20 protein-coding genes and 1 pseudogene are annotated in these 15,926 nt (G+C 65.2%); 11 read left to right on the top strand and 10 right to left on the bottom strand.

The features are described 5' to 3' along the window. Nucleotides 1–78: 78 nt before the first annotated feature. Nucleotides 79–480, bottom strand: coding sequence for a RidA family protein (locus BRA1253DRAFT_RS38650; protein ID WP_007603265.1), 402 nt, complete (start codon nt 478–480; stop codon nt 79–81). 64 nt (nt 481–544) lie between these two features. Continuing rightward, on the bottom strand, nt 545–1,390 hold the full coding sequence (locus BRA1253DRAFT_RS38645; RefSeq protein WP_007603264.1) for a cell envelope integrity EipB family protein: 846 nt from the start codon (nt 1,388–1,390) through the stop codon (nt 545–547). A gap of 232 nt (nt 1,391–1,622) precedes the next feature. Here BRA1253DRAFT_RS38645 and BRA1253DRAFT_RS38640 point away from each other — a divergent pair, with 232 nt between their 5' ends. The 4 genes from BRA1253DRAFT_RS38640 to BRA1253DRAFT_RS38625 are packed head-to-tail and all read left to right on the top strand — an operon-like array spanning nt 1,623 to nt 4,618. Further along, nucleotides 1,623–2,090 carry a RidA family protein gene (locus BRA1253DRAFT_RS38640; protein WP_007603263.1) on the top strand — a complete coding sequence of 156 codons (468 nt, stop codon included), beginning with the start codon at nt 1,623–1,625 and terminating at the stop codon, nt 2,088–2,090. Nucleotides 2,091–2,095: 5 nt separating this feature from the next. After that, on the top strand, nt 2,096–2,842 hold the full coding sequence (locus BRA1253DRAFT_RS38635) for a glycerophosphodiester phosphodiesterase (protein WP_007603262.1): 747 nt from the start codon (nt 2,096–2,098) through the stop codon (nt 2,840–2,842). A gap of 54 nt (nt 2,843–2,896) precedes the next feature. Continuing rightward, nucleotides 2,897–4,138 carry a GNAT family N-acetyltransferase gene (locus BRA1253DRAFT_RS38630; RefSeq protein WP_083870077.1) on the top strand — a complete coding sequence of 414 codons (1,242 nt, stop codon included), beginning with the start codon at nt 2,897–2,899 and terminating at the stop codon, nt 4,136–4,138. A 51-nt stretch (nt 4,139–4,189) separates the two neighbouring features. Beyond that, nucleotides 4,190–4,618, top strand: a complete 429-nt coding sequence (locus tag BRA1253DRAFT_RS38625) for an HIT family protein (RefSeq protein WP_007603258.1) — start codon at nt 4,190–4,192, stop codon at nt 4,616–4,618. Nucleotides 4,619–4,710: 92 nt separating this feature from the next. On the opposite strand, the gene tsaA is transcribed toward BRA1253DRAFT_RS38625, so the two are convergent. The 4 genes from tsaA to BRA1253DRAFT_RS38605 form a co-directional block, all read right to left on the bottom strand. Next, nucleotides 4,711–5,202, bottom strand: coding sequence for a tRNA (N6-threonylcarbamoyladenosine(37)-N6)-methyltransferase TrmO (tsaA, locus tag BRA1253DRAFT_RS38620; RefSeq protein WP_007603257.1), 492 nt, complete (start codon nt 5,200–5,202; stop codon nt 4,711–4,713). Nucleotides 5,203–5,233: 31 nt separating this feature from the next. Next, nucleotides 5,234–5,584, bottom strand: coding sequence for an AzlD domain-containing protein (locus tag BRA1253DRAFT_RS38615; protein WP_007603256.1), 351 nt, complete (start codon nt 5,582–5,584; stop codon nt 5,234–5,236). Further along, entirely contained in the window at nt 5,581–6,321 is a 741-nt protein-coding gene (locus BRA1253DRAFT_RS38610; RefSeq protein ID WP_035994751.1) for an AzlC family ABC transporter permease, read from the bottom strand. The genes BRA1253DRAFT_RS38615 and BRA1253DRAFT_RS38610 overlap by 4 nt, the downstream gene beginning before the upstream one ends. Before the next feature lie 117 nt (nt 6,322–6,438). Beyond that, complete coding sequence (locus BRA1253DRAFT_RS38605) at nt 6,439–7,386, bottom strand: transglycosylase SLT domain-containing protein (RefSeq protein WP_007603254.1); 948 nt, start codon at nt 7,384–7,386, stop codon at nt 6,439–6,441. Nucleotides 7,387–7,500: 114 nt separating this feature from the next. Here BRA1253DRAFT_RS38605 and BRA1253DRAFT_RS38600 point away from each other — a divergent pair, with 114 nt between their 5' ends. Further along, nucleotides 7,501–8,541: a TRAP transporter substrate-binding protein gene (locus BRA1253DRAFT_RS38600; protein ID WP_007603253.1), complete on the top strand. Its 1,041-nt coding sequence runs from the start codon at nt 7,501–7,503 to the stop codon at nt 8,539–8,541. Nucleotides 8,542–8,596: 55 nt separating this feature from the next. Here BRA1253DRAFT_RS38600 and BRA1253DRAFT_RS38595 read toward each other — a convergent pair whose 3' ends face one another. Continuing rightward, the gene (locus tag BRA1253DRAFT_RS38595) at nt 8,597–8,797 is read right to left on the bottom strand and encodes a hypothetical protein (RefSeq protein WP_007603252.1); all 201 of its coding nucleotides are present in this window, start codon (nt 8,795–8,797) and stop codon (nt 8,597–8,599) included. A gap of 77 nt (nt 8,798–8,874) precedes the next feature. After that, a complete protein-coding gene (locus BRA1253DRAFT_RS38590; RefSeq protein ID WP_007603251.1) occupies nt 8,875–9,171 on the bottom strand; it encodes a hypothetical protein in 297 nt (98 codons plus the stop codon). Between the two features lie 232 nt (nt 9,172–9,403). Between BRA1253DRAFT_RS38590 and BRA1253DRAFT_RS38585 the strand changes: the two genes are divergently transcribed. Beyond that, nucleotides 9,404–10,042, top strand: coding sequence for an HAD family hydrolase (locus BRA1253DRAFT_RS38585; RefSeq protein WP_007603250.1), 639 nt, complete (start codon nt 9,404–9,406; stop codon nt 10,040–10,042). Nucleotides 10,043–10,046: 4 nt separating this feature from the next. Here the strand turns inward: BRA1253DRAFT_RS38585 and BRA1253DRAFT_RS38580 are convergent, their stop codons facing one another. Together BRA1253DRAFT_RS38580 and BRA1253DRAFT_RS38575 are read right to left on the bottom strand one after the other, a co-directional pair. Continuing rightward, nucleotides 10,047–11,087, bottom strand: coding sequence for a phenylacetaldoxime dehydratase family protein (locus tag BRA1253DRAFT_RS38580; protein WP_007603249.1), 1,041 nt, complete (start codon nt 11,085–11,087; stop codon nt 10,047–10,049). Nucleotides 11,088–11,113: 26 nt separating this feature from the next. After that, a complete protein-coding gene (locus tag BRA1253DRAFT_RS38575; RefSeq protein WP_007603247.1) occupies nt 11,114–12,130 on the bottom strand; it encodes a carbon-nitrogen hydrolase family protein in 1,017 nt (338 codons plus the stop codon). 196 nt (nt 12,131–12,326) lie between these two features. Between BRA1253DRAFT_RS38575 and BRA1253DRAFT_RS38570 the strand changes: the two genes are divergently transcribed. The 5 genes and pseudogenes from BRA1253DRAFT_RS38570 to BRA1253DRAFT_RS38555 all read left to right on the top strand — a co-directional run bounded on the left by BRA1253DRAFT_RS38570 (nt 12,327) and on the right by BRA1253DRAFT_RS38555 (nt 15,839). After that, entirely contained in the window at nt 12,327–13,283 is a 957-nt protein-coding gene (locus BRA1253DRAFT_RS38570; RefSeq protein ID WP_007603246.1) for a helix-turn-helix domain-containing protein, read from the top strand. A 2-nt stretch (nt 13,284–13,285) separates the two neighbouring features. Beyond that, nucleotides 13,286–13,438: pseudogene (locus tag BRA1253DRAFT_RS44110) on the top strand (aldo/keto reductase); the annotation flags it as partial. 90 nt (nt 13,439–13,528) lie between these two features. Beyond that, complete coding sequence (locus tag BRA1253DRAFT_RS44835; protein WP_007603245.1) at nt 13,529–13,690, top strand: hypothetical protein; 162 nt, start codon at nt 13,529–13,531, stop codon at nt 13,688–13,690. A 148-nt stretch (nt 13,691–13,838) separates the two neighbouring features. Beyond that, nucleotides 13,839–15,260 (top strand): MFS transporter, encoded by a 1,422-nt coding sequence (locus BRA1253DRAFT_RS38560; RefSeq protein WP_051058504.1) that lies wholly within the window; start codon nt 13,839–13,841, stop codon nt 15,258–15,260. 129 nt (nt 15,261–15,389) lie between these two features. Beyond that, on the top strand, nt 15,390–15,839 hold the full coding sequence (locus BRA1253DRAFT_RS38555) for a PEGA domain-containing protein (protein WP_007603242.1): 450 nt from the start codon (nt 15,390–15,392) through the stop codon (nt 15,837–15,839). Nucleotides 15,840–15,926 lie beyond the last annotated feature (87 nt).

Here is a 15,926-nt window from a genome sequence, read left to right as displayed (position 1 = left end):
AGCGCAATCCGGGACGACGCATCTGCAGACACAGCTTCCCGGATTACGCTTCGCTCCATCCGGGCTACGGGAAAGATCTCAATCCGCGACCGCCACCGCCTCGATCTCGATCATCCATTCCGGCGCGGCGAGCGCCGAGACGCCGACGAGCGTCGAGGCCGGCGGCTCCATGCCTTCGAAGAACGCCGAGCGGGCCTTGCCGATGATCGGGCGCAGCTCCGGCTTGTAGTTCACGACGAAGGTCGTGATCTTCACGATGTTGGCGTAGCTCGCGCCGGCTGCTTTCAGCGCGTGCCCGAGATTCTGCATCACCTGCGTGGTCTGCGCGGCGAGATCGCCCTCGCCGACGATCCGCCCTTCCTCGTCCACCGATACCTGGCCGGAGATGTAGATCGTCCGCGCCCCCGTGGCAGTGACGACATGCGAATAAGCGGGATTGTGATGCAGGCCGCTGGGGCGGAGATGATCGAGCTTGGGCATGATGCCTCCCGGATGTTTGTGGTTGGGAGGGAGCCTAGCCAGAGACCGCGTTGCAGGCCAGCCCTCAATTGCAGGGCTTGCTGTCCTTCGCGTCGAACTTGCCCATCGCGCCCGAAATCACAAAATCGTTGTAATCGAGCACGAGCTGGCGCGAGACGCCGTTCTCGTAGAGCTCGAACGCCATCGCATAGACCGGCGTCTGCTCGCCTTCCTTCTGCTGGGCCTCGCGGTCGAAATAGCTGACGGTGACGGGCCAGCGCTTGAGCGACTTCATGTGCTCATCTGACGTCGACGGATCGGGCGAACCTTCGCGCTCGGCCGGGATCGGCTGGCCGATCACGGTCAGCGTGTTGTAGACCTTCTGGCCATCGTCGGAGCCGTCATAGACGGAGAGCTCGAGCAGCGACTTGCCCTCCTTTGCGGCGGCAATGATGCGCTGGATCTGTTCGGTCGGAAACACGATCTTGCCGTCGAGCGTAAAGTTCTTCGGCGCCGGCAGCTTCAGCTTGACGTTGATGTGGTCGCCGTCGCGCTCCGCCGAGCCGTCGACCCGGCCGGCATCCGCCTCGTTCATCCGCGTCTCGATCTTAAAGCGGTAGCTTTTGCCGCCGGCGTCCTCCCAGGAATTGGAGCGCAGGTCGCTGAGCGTGACCTTGCCCTCGCCGCTGTCGAGCTCGGAGACCTGGCGGAATTCGGAGGTGTAGCCCTCGCACGAACTTCCGGTGAAATTGTAGAGGATGCGCCCGCGCGCGCTGTTGATCGAATTGGAGCGCGATTTCACCAGGCTCAAATCATAGAGCGCCTGATGCGCGAGGAACGGACCGTTCGCGGCCAGCGCCCCGCCTCCGGGGCCGAGAGCGGCCGCCGCGAGCGCCGTCACACCGAGCGAAGTCCGGAAAAGGTGCAGCATGTCTGGTCCCTGGGGAAAGCGCAGATTCGACATTTTAATGAACGTTCCATTGCGTCGCAACTGAGGCCGTTTCACGTAAAGTTGCGGCCTTTGCGTTGAACCTCCTGCCCTGCCTCAACAAAATGCCACCCCCGAGGGTTGCTTGCATGTGGCGGCACGATGGGCGAAACAGGGCCCGCCGGGCTGCGACGGATCTGCCCGGCGGATGGATTTTTGGACAACGAGGTCGGACATGGCGGGCACGGTCGAGCAGAAGCTGGCGGAACAGGGTATCAAGCTGCACGAGGCTCCCACCCCCGTGGCCAATTACGTGCCGTTCGTGCGCACCGGTAATCTGCTGTTCGTCTCGGGCCAGGTTTGCTTCGATCCCGCCGGCAAGCTGATCGCCAAGGGCAAGCTCGGCGCCGGCGTGACCATCGAAGAGGGCGCGGCGGCCGCCCGCGGCTGCGCCGTCAACCTGCTGGCCCAGGTCAAGGCGGCGCTCGGCGACCTCGACAAGGTCGTTCGCGTGGTGCGCCTCGGCGGCTTCATCAACTCGGCGCCGGACTTCCTGGACGGGCCGAAGGTCCTCAACGGCGCCTCCGATCTGATGGTCGCCGCCTTCGGTGACAAGGGCCGTCATGCCCGCACCACCGTCGGCGTCGCCTCCCTGCCCGCGGATGCGGCGGTCGAGGTCGAAGGCGTGTTCGAGGTCGCCTGAGGCGAATGCGCGCTCCTGATTGGTTGACAGCCCGCCCGGTCGCCCATCGCGGCCTGCACGACATTTCCCGCGGCATCGTCGAGAACATGCCGGGCGCGGTGCAGGCTGCGATTGCGGGCAATTTCTCGATCGAGGTCGACATCCAGCTCTCCGCCGACGGCGAGGCCATGGTGCATCACGACCATGCGCTCGGCCGCCTTACCGAGGCCACCGGCCCGCTGGTCGAGAAAACCGCCACTGAACTGAAGGCGCTCACGTTCAAGGACACGGCCGAGCGGATGATGTCGCTCAGCGACCTCTGCGGCCTGGTCGCCGGCCGCGTGCCGCTGGTGATCGAGGTCAAGAGCCATTTTGACGGCGACCGCAAGCTGGTGAAGCGGATGGCCGAGGTGCTGGCATCCTATGACGGCCCCGCCGTCGGCATGTCCTTCGACCCGGACCAGGTGCTGGCGCTGCGCGAGCTGTTGCCCTCCCGCCCCCGCGGCATCGTCGCGCAGCGGAGCTATCAGGACGAATACTGGGCTTACCTGACCCGGGAGCAGCGCGACAGCATGCTGTACCTGCGCCACGGCTTCCAGACCCAGCCGCATTTCGTCGCCTTCAGGGTCGACGACCTGCCCGCCCCCGCCCCCTGGATCGCCCGCAATGTGTTCGGCTGCGCCCTGCTCGGCTGGACCGTGCGTACGACCGAGCAGCGGACGCGGGTCGCACAACATGCGGATCAGATGATCTTCGAGGGCTTCGTACCGTAGGCTTGATGTTTCCCACTCTTGAAGTCGCTGCTGCAATGCACGATCTTGGGCATGATGGCACCATCCGAAATCACCCTTGAGGCCGTACCTTCCATTGGCGAAGTATCGCCGGACGACTGGGACGCCTGCGCTAGTCCCGGCAAGTCTTGTAATGGGCATGGCAAGGGAACCTCATCCGGGCTTCCAGGCGATTCTCTCGGCCTCTCAAAGCCTGCCTATAACCCCTTCGTCTCCCACGCGTTTTTATCGGCCGTTGAGAAATCGGGTTCGGCCACGATCCGCACCGGCTGGGGGCCGCGGCATCTCGTGGCCAAGATCGACGGTCGCGTCGCCGGCGTCGTGCCCTGCTACCTGAAATCGCACTCGCAAGGCGAATATGTCTTCGACCGCGGCTGGGCCGATGCCTATGAGCGCGCCGGCGGGCGGTACTATCCGAAGCTGCAGGTTTCGGTTCCCTTCACGCCGGCCACGGGACCGCGGCTGCTGGTTCGCGAAGGCGTCGACCACGAGCGCATCACGGAGGCACTGGCGAGCGGGCTGGTGGCGCTGTGCGGCGTCAGCAAGGCTTCCTCGGTGCACGTCACTTTCGCCCGCGAAGCGGAGTGGAAGCTGCTCGCCAAGCACGGCTTCCTCCAGCGCACCGACCAGCAGTTCCATTGGCACAACGAAGGTTTTGCGAGTTTCGACGATTTCCTGGCGACGCTGAACTCACGCCACCGCAAATCGATCAAGCGCGAGCGGCGCGATGCACTGGCCGCCGGGGTCACGATCCACTGGCTCACGGGCAAGGACATTACGGAAGACGCATGGGATGCGTTTTTCATGTTCTACATGGAGACCGGCTCGCGCAAATGGGGCCGGCCTTATCTGACGCGGGAATTCTTCTCGCTGATCGGCGAGACCATGAGCGATGACGTGCTGCTGGTGATGGCCCGTCGCAACGATCGCTGGATCGCGGGCGCGATCAACTTCATCGGCTCGGACACGCTGTTCGGCCGCAACTGGGGTGCGGTCGAGCATCATCCCTTCCTGCATTTCGAAGTCTGCTATTATCAGGCGATCGACTTCGCCATCAAACGCGGGCTGGCGAATGTCGAAGCCGGTGCGCAGGGCGAGCACAAGATCGCACGCGGCTACCTGCCGCGGACCACCCACTCCGCTCACTTCATCGCCGATCCGGGCTTGCGCCGCGCCATCGACGATTACCTCAAGCGCGAGCGCGCCTATGTCGCGGAAGCCGGACGTGAGCTAGCCGAGCTCGGCCCGTTCCGCAAAGGCGCCGACGAGGCGCCTTGACGGTTCGTTGCGGCTGGTGACAGTAAGCGCAAATTCTAGGGAGCCGCCGCCATGACCGCCTACGACCCCAACAACATTTTCGCAAAGATCCTGCGCGGTGAATTCTCCTGCCACAAGGTTTACGAGGATGAGCACGTGCTCGCGTTCCTCGACATCATGCCGCGGGTACCTGGCCACACGCTGGTGATTCCAAAAGCACCTGCCCGCAACATCCTCGACATCAAGCCGGACGACTACGCCCATGTCGCCCGCGGCGCGCACAAGATCGCTGCCGCAGCGATGACGGCGTTCAAGGCCGACGGCATCACCGTGCAGCAGTTCAACGAGGCGGCCGGCGGACAGGTGGTGTTTCATCTCCACATGCACGTGATGCCGCGCCACGACGGCGTGGCGATGCTTCCGCCCGCCAGCCGCAAGGAAGACGTCAAAGTGCTGGAAGAGAACGCGACCAAGCTGATCGCGGCGTTGAAGGCGGTTTGAGTCTCAGCTCCCGTAGCCCGGATGGAGCGAAGCGCAATCCGGGACCGTTCCCGCATTCCGCTTCGCTCCATGCGGGCTACGATGACCGCCTCTTACTCCGTCTGGAAATCCCCCGGCTGCGGCGCGGCCAGTGGCGTGAACTCGCAGCGATCCGGTTTGATGTCGATCAGCGGCGTGTTGTCGAGGCAATCGAGCCCGCGCACCAGAATCGCGTTGCCCTCGATGCCGACCAGCTTCACGATCGACGTCCCGATCGGATTGGGGCGCACCGGCGAGCGCAGCGAAAACGTGCCGCGGGTCTTTTCGTTGTTCTTCGGGCTTTGCAGGACGATGTCGCGGCGCGACTTGTCGAGCCAGTAGAGCACTTCGAGATTGCTGTAGAAATCGACACCTTTGATCGCCGGCACGAATGGCTCGAAGACCTCGAGCCGGCATATCGGGCCGTCATGCCGGCCCTGCCGCGGGGTCTCCAGCCGCGAGCTCCAGGGCGTGCGGATGCGGCCGATAAAGACGAGGCCGGCATCCTGCGTCGGCGGCAGCTCGATGGAGACTTCACCCTCGCGGAGCTCGTTTTCGCGAACCATATTTCCAAATCCCTGCTGTTCGCCGGCAGTTTTAGCCCAACCACCACTTGCCGGCCAGCATGAAGACTTCGCCCGCGACCACGCCCGCGAAGATCGAGCGGCGGGTCAGCAGGAAGACGACGAGGCCGGCGCCGACCGCACCGTAGCGCAAGGCGTCCGGCACGCTCGCAAGCGCACCGGGCGGCTCGACCACGATCTGGGCGATGACGCCGGCCAGGATCGCGGTGGCGACCGCCCGTACCCAGACCAGAAGCTCGGAGCCTTCGTCGATGCCGCCGCCGAACCACAGGCCCAGCATGCGCCATATCTGGTTGGGAACAACGCCGGCGACGAACAGCACCGCCAGCGCGTGCCAGTCGCCAATGAGCTGCGCAAAACTCATGCACGCACCTCCCGCCACCAATGCACGCCATAGGCGATGGTGCCGGCCACGAGGCCGCTGACGAGGATGTCGAGTCCGGAGTTCATTTTCGCGGCCAGCGGATACAGCAGAACCCCTAGCGCAAGTGCGACGACATCGGCGACCTCGCGGCTGTTGCGTGCGGTCGAGAACAGGAAGGACAGCGGCGTCAGCAAAAGGATCGCCGCCCCAAGCGTCTGGGTCAGATTCGCAGCAAGGAAATAGCCGACCGTGTTGGCGGTGAGACACACCGAGACAAGACCGAAGCCAAGTCCGTTGACGAAGGCGATCCGGCGTTCACGCGGCACCTGCGGCAGGAAGCGATGGCATTCGACCCACAGTGTCACTGCAGTGAGATGCGCCGCGAAAAACAGCTCGCGCCGTTTCGTCGTCGGCGTGCGCATCAGCGGCAGCACCGAGACCACCATCGGAAACAGGCGAATGGCGCTGACGGTGACCGCGATCGCCGACTGGATGACCGTCGCGCCGGAGCCGAGCGTGGTGATCAGGATGATCTGCGCCGGACCTGCCCAGACGAACAGCGTCGAGCAGAGCGCCCAGAGCAGGCTGAAATGGGTGTCGTGGGCGAGCGCGCCAATGCCGAGATAGGTCGCGAACAGGACGAGGGTGAGGATCGTCTGCGTGATCGAGCGCAGTCCCCACGCAAAGGCGCGCCAGGGACTTTGCCATTGAGGTGAATCGAGCGGAGGAAGCGCCACGGGAGTCTTGGCCGGGTGAGGAATCGTGCCTGCATAACGGGCAATACGGCGGCGGGCGTCAAGAAAGCGCGCGGCGGGGCTGGCATGCACGCGTGGTTGCCATTCGGGGCGCGTCCCCTACCCGCTCACACCGCGGTTCTTCAGCACGAAGCATGCCCCGCCCGCCTTGCGGATGCGACCGCAGAGTTCATCCGCCTCGCTCCGCGTATCGGCGCCGATGCGCACCTGGTAGAAGGCGCGCGTGCCTCGGCTGCGCATCACTGAGCTCAGCAGGCTCGGATCACGTTCGCCGATCACGGCGCCCAGCCGCGTGACCGCGCGGGAATACATAGCCAGTGCCCGGTTGCGGTCAAAGCCCGCGGCGAGCTGCACGCCCCAGATTTTTGCGGCCGCCAGCTCCACATGCTGTTCGAGCTCGGCGACGAAAGCATTTGGCGCGCGCTTCAAAAGCGCCATCAGATCGCGGCAGCTCGTCGGTGGCGCGCTCGGCGGACCCTTGCCCGTTGCGCCTGCCTTGGCCCAGGCATCGATGCTGGTGCCAGTGATGGCAAGAACGTAATTGCGGGTCTGCTCCGGCATGCTGCCGGTGCCGGCGAGCCATTCCTGCACCCGGCGCGGCCCGGCATTGTAGGCGGCCGCCGCCAGGCCGAGATTGCCGAACTGGTTGCGCAGCTCGTTCAGGAATTCCGCCGACTTCGGCAGCGCCTGCACCGGATTGAAGGGATTGAGCAGCCCGCGCTCGCTCGCGGTGCCCGGCATGAATTGCGCGATCCCCTGCGCGTGTTCGCCGCTGCGCGTCATGGGCCCCACCGCATCGGCCTGGAAGCGGCTCTCCTGCCAGATCACGCGGGCGAAGAACTCCAGCGGCAGATTGGCATCGCGCGCCGCGGCCTCGACGATCAGGCAGATCGATTCCCGCGTATCGCTCTCGCGCGCATCCGCGGGCTTCGCCGGCTGCACAGCGAGTTCTTCGACGCTGGGGACGGCGACGTCGGTTTTGGCGGGCGAACTGTCCCACGCAACAACCTGTGTCGCCGAGACAAGCAGCGCGGGGATGATGCACATCGCAATCTGCACCCATCGCGTGCAGGCATGACGGTGGCGCGCCTCGGCGCGGCATGCGACAGTGTGATCTGCCATGTTGTGGCATCGTGCCATGGTTCGACGAGTTGCCAATATATGCTGCCTGACCTGCTTCTCCCAATGCGTTACCCCGCCAAACGGATCCGCGCGATCCTTGTCCTCGCCGCATTCATCCTGGGCGTCGCGCCAGCCGCCGCGCAGGTGACGTCCCAAGTCACCTCTCAAGTCAATTGGCGGATGACCACGGAATACCCTGAGAATAACATCTCCGGGATTGGACTCGCGACCTTCGCAAGCCGCGTCTCCGACCGTACCCACGGTTTCGTGACCGTGACGAACGCCTTCGATAACCAACTCAAGATCAACTCGGGCGAGATGCCGCGCGCGGCGCTGGACGGCCGGATCGCGGGCGGCGATGCCTTCGCGGGCGCGCTCTCGGGCCTCGACCCTGTGTTCGGATTGTCCACCCTGCCCTTTCTCGTGCAATCGGTCGACATCGCCCGCGCCACCAATCTGCGGGCGCGCCCGCTCTACGAAAAAGCACTCGCTGCGCGCGGCCTCAAGCTGCTCTATGTGACGATCTGGCCGGCCACGGGCCTGTGGTCGGAACGGTGGCTCGAAGGTGCCGACGACCTGCCGAAACTGAACTTGCGAACCTATGATGCCAATTCCACCGAGGTCATGCGCGCGGCCGGCGCGAACGCGCAATTCCTGCCGATGGACGCGGCGCTCGCCGGACTGAGGGAACACCGGCTGAATGCCTTCCTCACCTCCGGCGACGGCGGTGCGGGGCGCAAATTGTGGGACTTTCTGCCGCATTTCACGGCCATCAACTACGCGATGCCGATCTCGATCGCCTTCGTCCGCAGCGACGCCTTTGCCGAACTGTCCGAACCGATGCAGCGCGAGGTGCTGGCCGCGGCGGCCGAGACAGAACAGAGCCAGCTCGCGCTACTGACCCACCGCACCATCGAGAACTATGCGCGCATGCGCGACAATGGCGTCCATATCGCCGAGCCGGCGCCCGCGTTCCTTGTCACGGAGCTGCGGAAGGCAGCAAAGGACGCGATCGCCGCCTGGGGAACCCGGGCAGGCGCGGAGGCGACCGCAATCGTCGAATGGGCGAGACAGCAATGAGGGAGCGGTAGCGGAATCTGCAATCAACGTCCTGCCGGTGTCGCTGCCTACCGCCCTAGTTCTTGACCGGACCCGGGATTTCGCCCCGGATGGCGCGGTCGAGGGCATCGATCAGCGCCTGGATCTCGATGAACTTGTTGCGCGCTCGCTCGGCCGTGTCGCGCACAAACGGAGCGGCCAGCACTTTCGCATGCGCATCCCTGTCCTCGATCATGCGATCACGGGCCTTCTTCAGAGTTTCAAGTCGCTCGCTCATCCGGCCTCTCCTGAAAAAAATCGTCCCGATCTCTCGTCCGGATTCGCCATTAACAAGACGCGGCGAACGAGCAACCCTCAACAGCCGCGGCAGATGTTCTTCAGCTTCGCTGCGGTTCTGGCCTCTTCCGCAACGAACGGGTCCTTGTAGGCAGCACGGGACCCATCGTTCTCCGCAGCAGCGGGCTTTCTTTCCTTTGGAGGAAACGCAGCATCGTAGCAGGCGAGACGTCCGCTCGTGCTTTCGATCGCCCGGCAGTCCGGCCCTGCCGCGACAGCGCCTTGCGACAGTGTGCCAAGTATCAATATGGCAAGCATCAATGCGACGAGAAGCGCTCTCCGGCGGATCCAGTCGACCAGACGAAATCGAGTCATACACGCTCCTGCTTAGTCGGCGGGAGCGCTGGTGACCCTCAGTCACCGGTCGATGCCAATGGAAGGCGGTGATGGCGCGACTCTACGCTTCCCTCCCGCGAATAGCGAGCTTTAAGGGATACGCGGTATCAAGAAGGCGATTTTCGGCCTGACAATGGTTGCGCGTTTGCCTTGGTCCGTGGCCTCGTTTAGGTCAAGCAATAGGCGGCGGTATCAACACAGGCGTGGCGACATGGTTACAATCTATTTCGATCTCGACGGCACGCTGACCGACCCGAAGCCCGGGATCACGCGCTCGATCCAGTACGCCCTGGAGCGGCTCAACGTCGCGGTGCCGAGCGCGGAGGAGCTGACCTGGTGCATCGGCCCGCCGCTGCATGCCAGCCTGCAAAAGCTCACGGGCAGCGCGGAACTCGCCGACCGGGCGCTGCTGCTCTATCGCGAGCGCTTCAGCGATGTCGGCCTGTTCGAGAACGAAGCCTATGCAGGCATCGTGGACACGCTGACAACGCTTGCCGCGACAACACCGCGCATGTTCGTGGCGACCAGCAAGCCCGCGGTCTACGCCACCCGTATCGTCGAGCATTTTGGCCTGAAACCGTATTTCGAGCGCGTGTTCGGTTCCGAGCTCGACGGCACGCGCGTCGACAAGCGCGACCTGCTGCGCTACGCGCTCGACGAAGCCAGGGTCGATCCCGCCAGCGCGATCATGATCGGCGACCGCAGCCATGACGTGGTCGGCGCCCGCACCAACGGCATGACCGCGATCGGCGTGCTCTATGGCTACGGCAGCGAGGCCGAGCTGCGGGACGCCGGCGCGCATCACATCTGCGCCGCGCATTCGGAGCTGCTCGGTCATTGCGTGATCTAGCCGATCAAGCGCTGACGGTCTCTATCGCCGCCAGCATGCCGGTCCTGGCGTGACAGTTCAGATACTCGAAGAACTGCTCGTCTGCAGCCGCCACAGTGACCTCGTGATAGAGCCGCAGTTTTGCTGAAGGGCCGAGCGTCGACAGGTACTTCATCGCGGCGCCGAATATCCTGACGTGGGTCGGATGCGATTCCGCCCACCGCTCCAGCGCTGCCAGGCTCTTCCACCAGCTTTGACCATAGGACTTTTCACTCGCGCTCCCGTCGGCTGCCAGCACGCCCATGTAACGGTTGGCGTAGCAGCCGATGCCGAGGCCCTCATCGCGCAGGAAATCCATGCCCTCGCGCAACACCGGTTCGACGTCGTCGAGATAGAGCTTTCGCTCCGAGGTCTCGGTATCGCTCCAATCCTGGCCTGATCGGATCAGGCAGAGATTGTCGTGCGCCTGCACGCGCAGCCGCGCGCCGTCGCGGATCAATTCGGGATTGCCGCCCGGCGACATTGGATCAGTCTGCGACAGCGGGATGCGATCACGCATGCCGCCCCAATAGGCGTGCTCCTGCACCTCGCCGCTCATGCCGCCGGCGATAGCGGCGACGCCCTCCGGCCGGCCGAGCGAGGAAAACAGCGTCTCGTGCCGCGCCACCGTGGGGCGCAGCACCTCGATGAAAGTGCCGATGCCCTCGCGCTGCGTTCCGGTCCAGGCCTCGCGCGCCGGTGCAAACCATTTGTCGAACCGCGCAATGTCGTCCCAATAGGCCACGGAGACGACGTTCTCGTAACCGGCCTGATCAACGTATTGCGCGCGGTCCCAATGCGAGGGCCCGCCTTCCGCGGCAAACCGTTCCGCGATGTCGGCGAGCGCGTCGGTCGCAGCCGCCGGCGCCGTGCCGCGATATTGAAGGCCGAAATAGGCCATCACGACCCGGTTCACCGCAGGCTTATAGCGCGCCACGAAGGACGGGTATGGCGGCTGGTAATCGTCCGGCACGCGCTTGTGGCGCGTGCGCGGGGTCTCGAGATGCAGAGGAATTGCGGATTCCATGAGCGTGCCTCCCTCGATTCCGGCGATCAGCTCGCCGCCGCGGCGATGTCCGTGGGCTCGACGGTGTCGACCGGCAGCGCAAACTGCTCGACGCGCTGGTAGCGCTTCTTGTTGAGCAGGAGCCGCGTCACGTCGGGGCGCGAATAATGCCCGGCTGGATCAGCGGCGTTCTTGGCGACACCGATGGCGCCAAGATCGATCTCGGCGATCAAGAGGCCCTCCTGGTCCGGCGCGAGCTTATCGCCGATCTGGCTGCCGTCGGGACCATAGATCGCAGCGAAGCCACCGCCGGCATGCAACAGCGCATGCTTGTCCGGTCGATCACACAGCTCGTCGATCATCGCTTGCGAGACCGTTGCGCAAGGGGCAAGCACGAAGCAGGAGCCCTCCACGGCATAGACGCGCGAGGCGGCGTTATTCACCTCGGCGCCGAGCGCCGGCGCGAACGGATCGTAGAGCGAAAAGCTCGGCCAGGCCGCGACATGGACCTGCTCGTTCTGGGCATACATCGCGTATTTCGACAGCGGCTGGAGATGCTCCCAGCAGCACAGTGCGCCGATGCGGCCGATGTCGGGCCGCGCATGCACGGCGAGATCGCTGCCGTCGCCCTCGCCATAGACCGTGCGCTCGGCATGGGTCGGCCGCAGCTTGCGGCGCTTTGCGATGGTCTCGCCATCCGGCCCGATCAGCCATTGCGCCAGATAAAGACTGCCGCCGTCGCGCTCGGACAGGCCGAGCACGGCAGTGAGCTTGGCCTTGTGCACGGCGTCGCGCAGCCGCTCGGCCTGCGGACTGTCATAAGACAACGAATTGTCGAAATAGCGCTGCACGAAGCCGCGGCCGATCGCCCAGGCCGGGGAATCCATCCAGATGTGCCAGGGGTAGCCGGGGATGAAGGCTTCCGGAAAGGCGATCAGCTTTGCGCCCTTCTCGGCGGCGTCCCTGATCAGGGCGATCGACTTGTCGATCGAGGCGTCGAGATCGAGCCAGGCAGGCGCCGCCTGCACCACCGCGACCTTGTATTTCGGATGTTCGATGCCCATTCCCACCTCCCTTGCCGGTTGATCGGAAGCCAGGTCCGATGCAGTCTATTTGACCAAGCCGGGACGGCGGGCGCTCGACCGCGGCGGAACAAAAACTCGACCGGACGGGATTCGCCGACCCGGTACGGGATTTGCCTTTCAGGCGGGACCTGCGCCGACACGCGATATTGCGGGATGTGAAAGGGAGGCTTTGCAGATGCCGATCCAGTTCACCACAGACGACAGCCCAGGCCACCGCCGCCTTGCGCTCTGGCAGGATATTGTCTGCGACGTCTTTGTCGGGCTCGACTGCAAGTCCGATCTTGGCAACGCCTTTCGCGGCTCGGTCACCCGGGCGCCACTGGGCAAGGCGGAATGCTCCGAGGTCTGTTCCGACCGTCAGCACGTGTTGCGCACGCCCTCGCGCATCGCGCGCTCGGATCAGGATTTCATCCTGATCGCGCTCGGCAATCGCGGCACCGGCGGCGTGGTGCAGGACGGCCGCGAGGCCGTGGTGCACCCGGGAGAGTTTGCGCTCTATGACACCACCCGGCCCTACGAGCTGAAATTCGACGGCATCTTCACGCAGACCATCTTCAAGGTGCCGCGCGAGATGCTGCAGCGCCGGCTCAGCGCGACCGAAACCCTAACCGCCAGCGCTTTCGGACCAGACTCGGCACTGCAGAGGATCGCCTACGATTTCATCTACCGGCTTTGCCAGAGCGCGGATCAGATCGATCCGCACCACGCCGCCGCGCTGTCGGAACAGGCCGTCGATGTCCTGGCGATGGCGCTGGGCGAGCGGCTAGGCAAGACGCCGCTGCCGTCCTCGACCCATCGCTCCGCCCTGCTCTACCGATTGAAGGCGCATATCCGGGCTCATCTTGCCGATCCCGACCTCTCGCTGTCCGAGACCGCAGCGGCGCTCGGCATTTCGTCCCGCTATGTCAACGATCTCCTCGCCGACGAGGAAACCTCGTTCCAGCGCTACGTCCTCGGTGAGCGCCTCGCTCAATGCAGACGCGATCTCGTCTCCCCCGTGCTCGCTCACCGCCACATCAGCGAGATCGCCTTCGCATGGGGCTTCAACGACCTCTCGCATTTTGGCCGCGTCTTCCGCGAGCATTTCGGGATGTCACCGCGCGATTTCCGGCAGAGCCAGTCGCGGCATTGACGCACGGGCAGCTGCGCGAAAATCTCGGCGCGGTCGGCTGGTCGTTGACCAAGGACCAGATCGCCAAGCTCGATACGGCGAGCAAGGTGACGCTGCCCTATCCTTACTGGCACCAGCGCACGGCCTTCACCGACCGCAACCCGCCGCCGGTGTAGCGACCGCGCGCGCGCGGCGCAGTCCGGCTTGAGCTGCATCAATCCGGCCCGCGCCGACAGTGGCATCGTGCGCTCCCGCGAGGCCGCCCGATGCGCCGATTTGCCATGAAGGCTCTGTTCACCGCTCTCAATCTCAACCGCGCCGAGCGGAGCGGGATCGATTGGGACCGCACCATCCGGATCGTCTCGACCGCGGTGACGGTTGGGCTCGTCGCGCTCTATGTTTTCGGGAAGTCGATCTCGCGCTGGTGAGCCCGCGAAGGCCGTTCCGACCCATGCCCGCGGTGCCGGGAGACCCGCGCCGGGCGCAGGAACCGCCCGTATCCTGCCGGGTTGCGATGCATCTCGCAATTTCCTAGTCCGGAGACGAACCACGGCTCGAATCAAGCCCGCCGCCATCATGTCGCCAGCCCCCATGGAGCACGCCGACGGCCTGCCGCAGCCGCAGCGTGGCCAGGCGGTCCTGACGATTGCGCTCGGCATCATCATGGCAGTGGTCGACAGCGCCATCGCCAACGTCGCGCTGCCGACGATCGCGGCCGACCTCGATGCAAGCCCGGCGTTCTCGATCTGGATCGTCAACGGCTACCAGCTCGCGATCACGATCTCGCTGCTGCCGCTGGCTTCGCTCGGCGAGATCGTCGGCTATCGCCGCGTCTATCTGGTCGGGCTGGTGCTGTTCACGCTTGCCTCCGCATTCTGCGCGCTGGCGCACACGCTGCCGCTCCTCACGATTGCACGCATCGTGCAGGGGTTCGGCGCGGCCGGCATCATGAGCGTCAACGCGGCGCTGGTGCGCTTCACTTACCCCCGCAGCCAACTCGGCCGCGGCATCGGGCTCAACGCCCTCGTCGTCGCCTTCTCGGCCGCGGTCGGCCCGACGCTCGCCGCCGGCATCCTCGCGTTCGGCAGCTGGCCCTGGCTGTTCGCCATCAACGTCCCGCTCGGCGTGGTGACATTGGTGCTTGGCCTGCGCAGCCTGCCGCACACCAGGCCTGCGAGCCATTCCTTCGACTGGCAGAGCGCGGGGTTGTCCGCGATCACTTTCGGCGTCGGCATCGCGGCCGTCGATAGCGTCGGTCATGGCGAAGCGGCGATCACCTGCCTCGTGCAGTTCGCAATCGCGCTCGTCGCCGGCGCACTGCTGATCTACCGCGAGACCCACATGGCCTCGCCGCTGCTGCCGATCGACCTGTTGCGCATCCCGGTGTTCGCGCTGTCGATTGCAACCTCGATCGCCTCGTTCTGCGGGCAAATGCTGGCCTTCGTCGCGATCCCCTTCTACCTCCAAAGCCGCTTCGGCTATTCGGCGGTGCATATGGGGCTCCTGATCACGCCTTGGCCGATCGCGGTCGCGTTCGCAGCACCCCTCGCCGGTCGCCTGGTCGAGCATTATCCGGCAGGCCTGCTCGGCGGCATCGGCCTCACGCTGTTCGCCTGCGGCCTCGCTGCGCTCGCCTTGCTGCCGGCGGCGCCCACGCCGCTCGACGTGATCTGGCGGATGGCGCTGGCCGGCGCCGGCTTCGGCCTGTTCCAGACCCCCAACAACCGCACCATGATCGCAGCCGCCCCGCGCGAGCGTGCCGGCGGCGCCAGCGGCATGCTGGGGACGGCGCGGCTGCTTGGGCAGACCACCGGCGCAGCGCTGGTCGCGCTGTTCCTCGGCCGCTATCCGATCGAGGGAACCAGGATCGCGTTGCTGACCGGCGTCGGCTTCGCGCTCTGCGGCGCGGCGCTGAGCATGTTGCGGCTGTCGCCCGCGGGCGCGCGCGGCGCCGAGCATGTTCGTGTGCAGGACGACCAGCGCCTGCGCGGTGACTAGCCGAGCCCACGCGCACGCTACCACCCTTCCTATACACAACCGGTGCGTAGCTTAACTATCTGAACCAATGACGTATTGCCCTCCCGCTGTGGTTGCGCTTCAATGGCGTCGGGGAATAAGGGGCACTTCATGCGATCATTTGGAATTGTGGCGCTCAGCGTCATGCTGGGCGGCTGCGCGTCTGTCACGCGCGGCACGACCGAAAATATCAGCATCTCATCAACACCGTCAGGCGTGGAAGCAATTGTCAGCGGAATGGAAGTTTCAACCACCTGCACCACGCCCTGCTCAGTGGTCGTCAAACGCAGCGCCGACATCTCGATTGCCTTCCAGAAGGAAGGCTATGAACCGCAGGTCGTTCCGCTCAGCCGAGACATACAGACCGGCGGAGCCGCCGGCTTTGCGGGCAATCTCTTGCTCGGCGGCGTCGTCGGCATGGGCGTCGATGCAGCGACCGGGGCGGCAACCGATCACAAGCCGAATCCGGTTATCGTAACCATGCAGCCCTCTGTCCCGCACGCAGCGCCGCGCGCTCCGAAAAAGCCTCGGCCGCCCCGCGCGCCGGAGGCTGGGACGTAAGGTCGGCACGACGGGATCGGCTACCTGAGCCTAGTTCCTGCCCGGCCCCGCCACGAGGCAACATCCAGCGCCAAACAAAAAGGCCGG

It is taken from the genome of Bradyrhizobium sp. WSM1253, assembly GCF_000244935.1.
Taxonomy (GTDB): domain Bacteria; phylum Pseudomonadota; class Alphaproteobacteria; order Rhizobiales; family Xanthobacteraceae; genus Bradyrhizobium; species Bradyrhizobium canariense.
This window is presented reverse-complemented; position numbering and strand designations above follow the sequence as displayed.

What these genes read in the sequence shown, in the direction of transcription:
- BRA1253DRAFT_RS38600 (WP_007603253.1), top strand. Translation starts at nt 7,501, where the DNA reads ATGCTGCCTGACCTGCTTCTCCCAATGCGTTACCCCGCCAAACGGATC.
- BRA1253DRAFT_RS38625 (WP_007603258.1), top strand. Translation starts at nt 4,190, where the DNA reads ATGACCGCCTACGACCCCAACAACATTTTCGCAAAGATCCTGCGCGGT.
- BRA1253DRAFT_RS38585 (WP_007603250.1), top strand. Translation starts at nt 9,404, where the DNA reads ATGGTTACAATCTATTTCGATCTCGACGGCACGCTGACCGACCCGAAG.
- BRA1253DRAFT_RS38580 (WP_007603249.1), bottom strand. Translation starts at nt 11,087, where the DNA reads ATGGAATCCGCAATTCCTCTGCATCTCGAGACCCCGCGCACGCGCCAC.
- BRA1253DRAFT_RS38615 (WP_007603256.1), bottom strand. Translation starts at nt 5,584, where the DNA reads ATGAGTTTTGCGCAGCTCATTGGCGACTGGCACGCGCTGGCGGTGCTG.
- BRA1253DRAFT_RS38645 (WP_007603264.1), bottom strand. Translation starts at nt 1,390, where the DNA reads ATGCTGCACCTTTTCCGGACTTCGCTCGGTGTGACGGCGCTCGCGGCG.
- BRA1253DRAFT_RS38570 (WP_007603246.1), top strand. Translation starts at nt 12,327, where the DNA reads ATGCCGATCCAGTTCACCACAGACGACAGCCCAGGCCACCGCCGCCTT.
- BRA1253DRAFT_RS38630 (WP_083870077.1), top strand. Translation starts at nt 2,897, where the DNA reads ATGGCACCATCCGAAATCACCCTTGAGGCCGTACCTTCCATTGGCGAA.
- BRA1253DRAFT_RS44835 (WP_007603245.1), top strand. Translation starts at nt 13,529, where the DNA reads ATGCGCCGATTTGCCATGAAGGCTCTGTTCACCGCTCTCAATCTCAAC.
- BRA1253DRAFT_RS38590 (WP_007603251.1), bottom strand. Translation starts at nt 9,171, where the DNA reads ATGACTCGATTTCGTCTGGTCGACTGGATCCGCCGGAGAGCGCTTCTC.
- BRA1253DRAFT_RS38605 (WP_007603254.1), bottom strand. Translation starts at nt 7,386, where the DNA reads ATGTGCATCATCCCCGCGCTGCTTGTCTCGGCGACACAGGTTGTTGCG.
- BRA1253DRAFT_RS38635 (WP_007603262.1), top strand. Translation starts at nt 2,096, where the DNA reads ATGCGCGCTCCTGATTGGTTGACAGCCCGCCCGGTCGCCCATCGCGGC.
- BRA1253DRAFT_RS38555 (WP_007603242.1), top strand. Translation starts at nt 15,390, where the DNA reads ATGCGATCATTTGGAATTGTGGCGCTCAGCGTCATGCTGGGCGGCTGC.
- BRA1253DRAFT_RS38650 (WP_007603265.1), bottom strand. Translation starts at nt 480, where the DNA reads ATGCCCAAGCTCGATCATCTCCGCCCCAGCGGCCTGCATCACAATCCC.
- BRA1253DRAFT_RS38560 (WP_051058504.1), top strand. Translation starts at nt 13,839, where the DNA reads ATGTCGCCAGCCCCCATGGAGCACGCCGACGGCCTGCCGCAGCCGCAG.
- BRA1253DRAFT_RS38575 (WP_007603247.1), bottom strand. Translation starts at nt 12,130, where the DNA reads ATGGGCATCGAACATCCGAAATACAAGGTCGCGGTGGTGCAGGCGGCG.
- BRA1253DRAFT_RS38640 (WP_007603263.1), top strand. Translation starts at nt 1,623, where the DNA reads ATGGCGGGCACGGTCGAGCAGAAGCTGGCGGAACAGGGTATCAAGCTG.
- tsaA (WP_007603257.1), bottom strand. Translation starts at nt 5,202, where the DNA reads ATGGTTCGCGAAAACGAGCTCCGCGAGGGTGAAGTCTCCATCGAGCTG.
- BRA1253DRAFT_RS38595 (WP_007603252.1), bottom strand. Translation starts at nt 8,797, where the DNA reads ATGAGCGAGCGACTTGAAACTCTGAAGAAGGCCCGTGATCGCATGATC.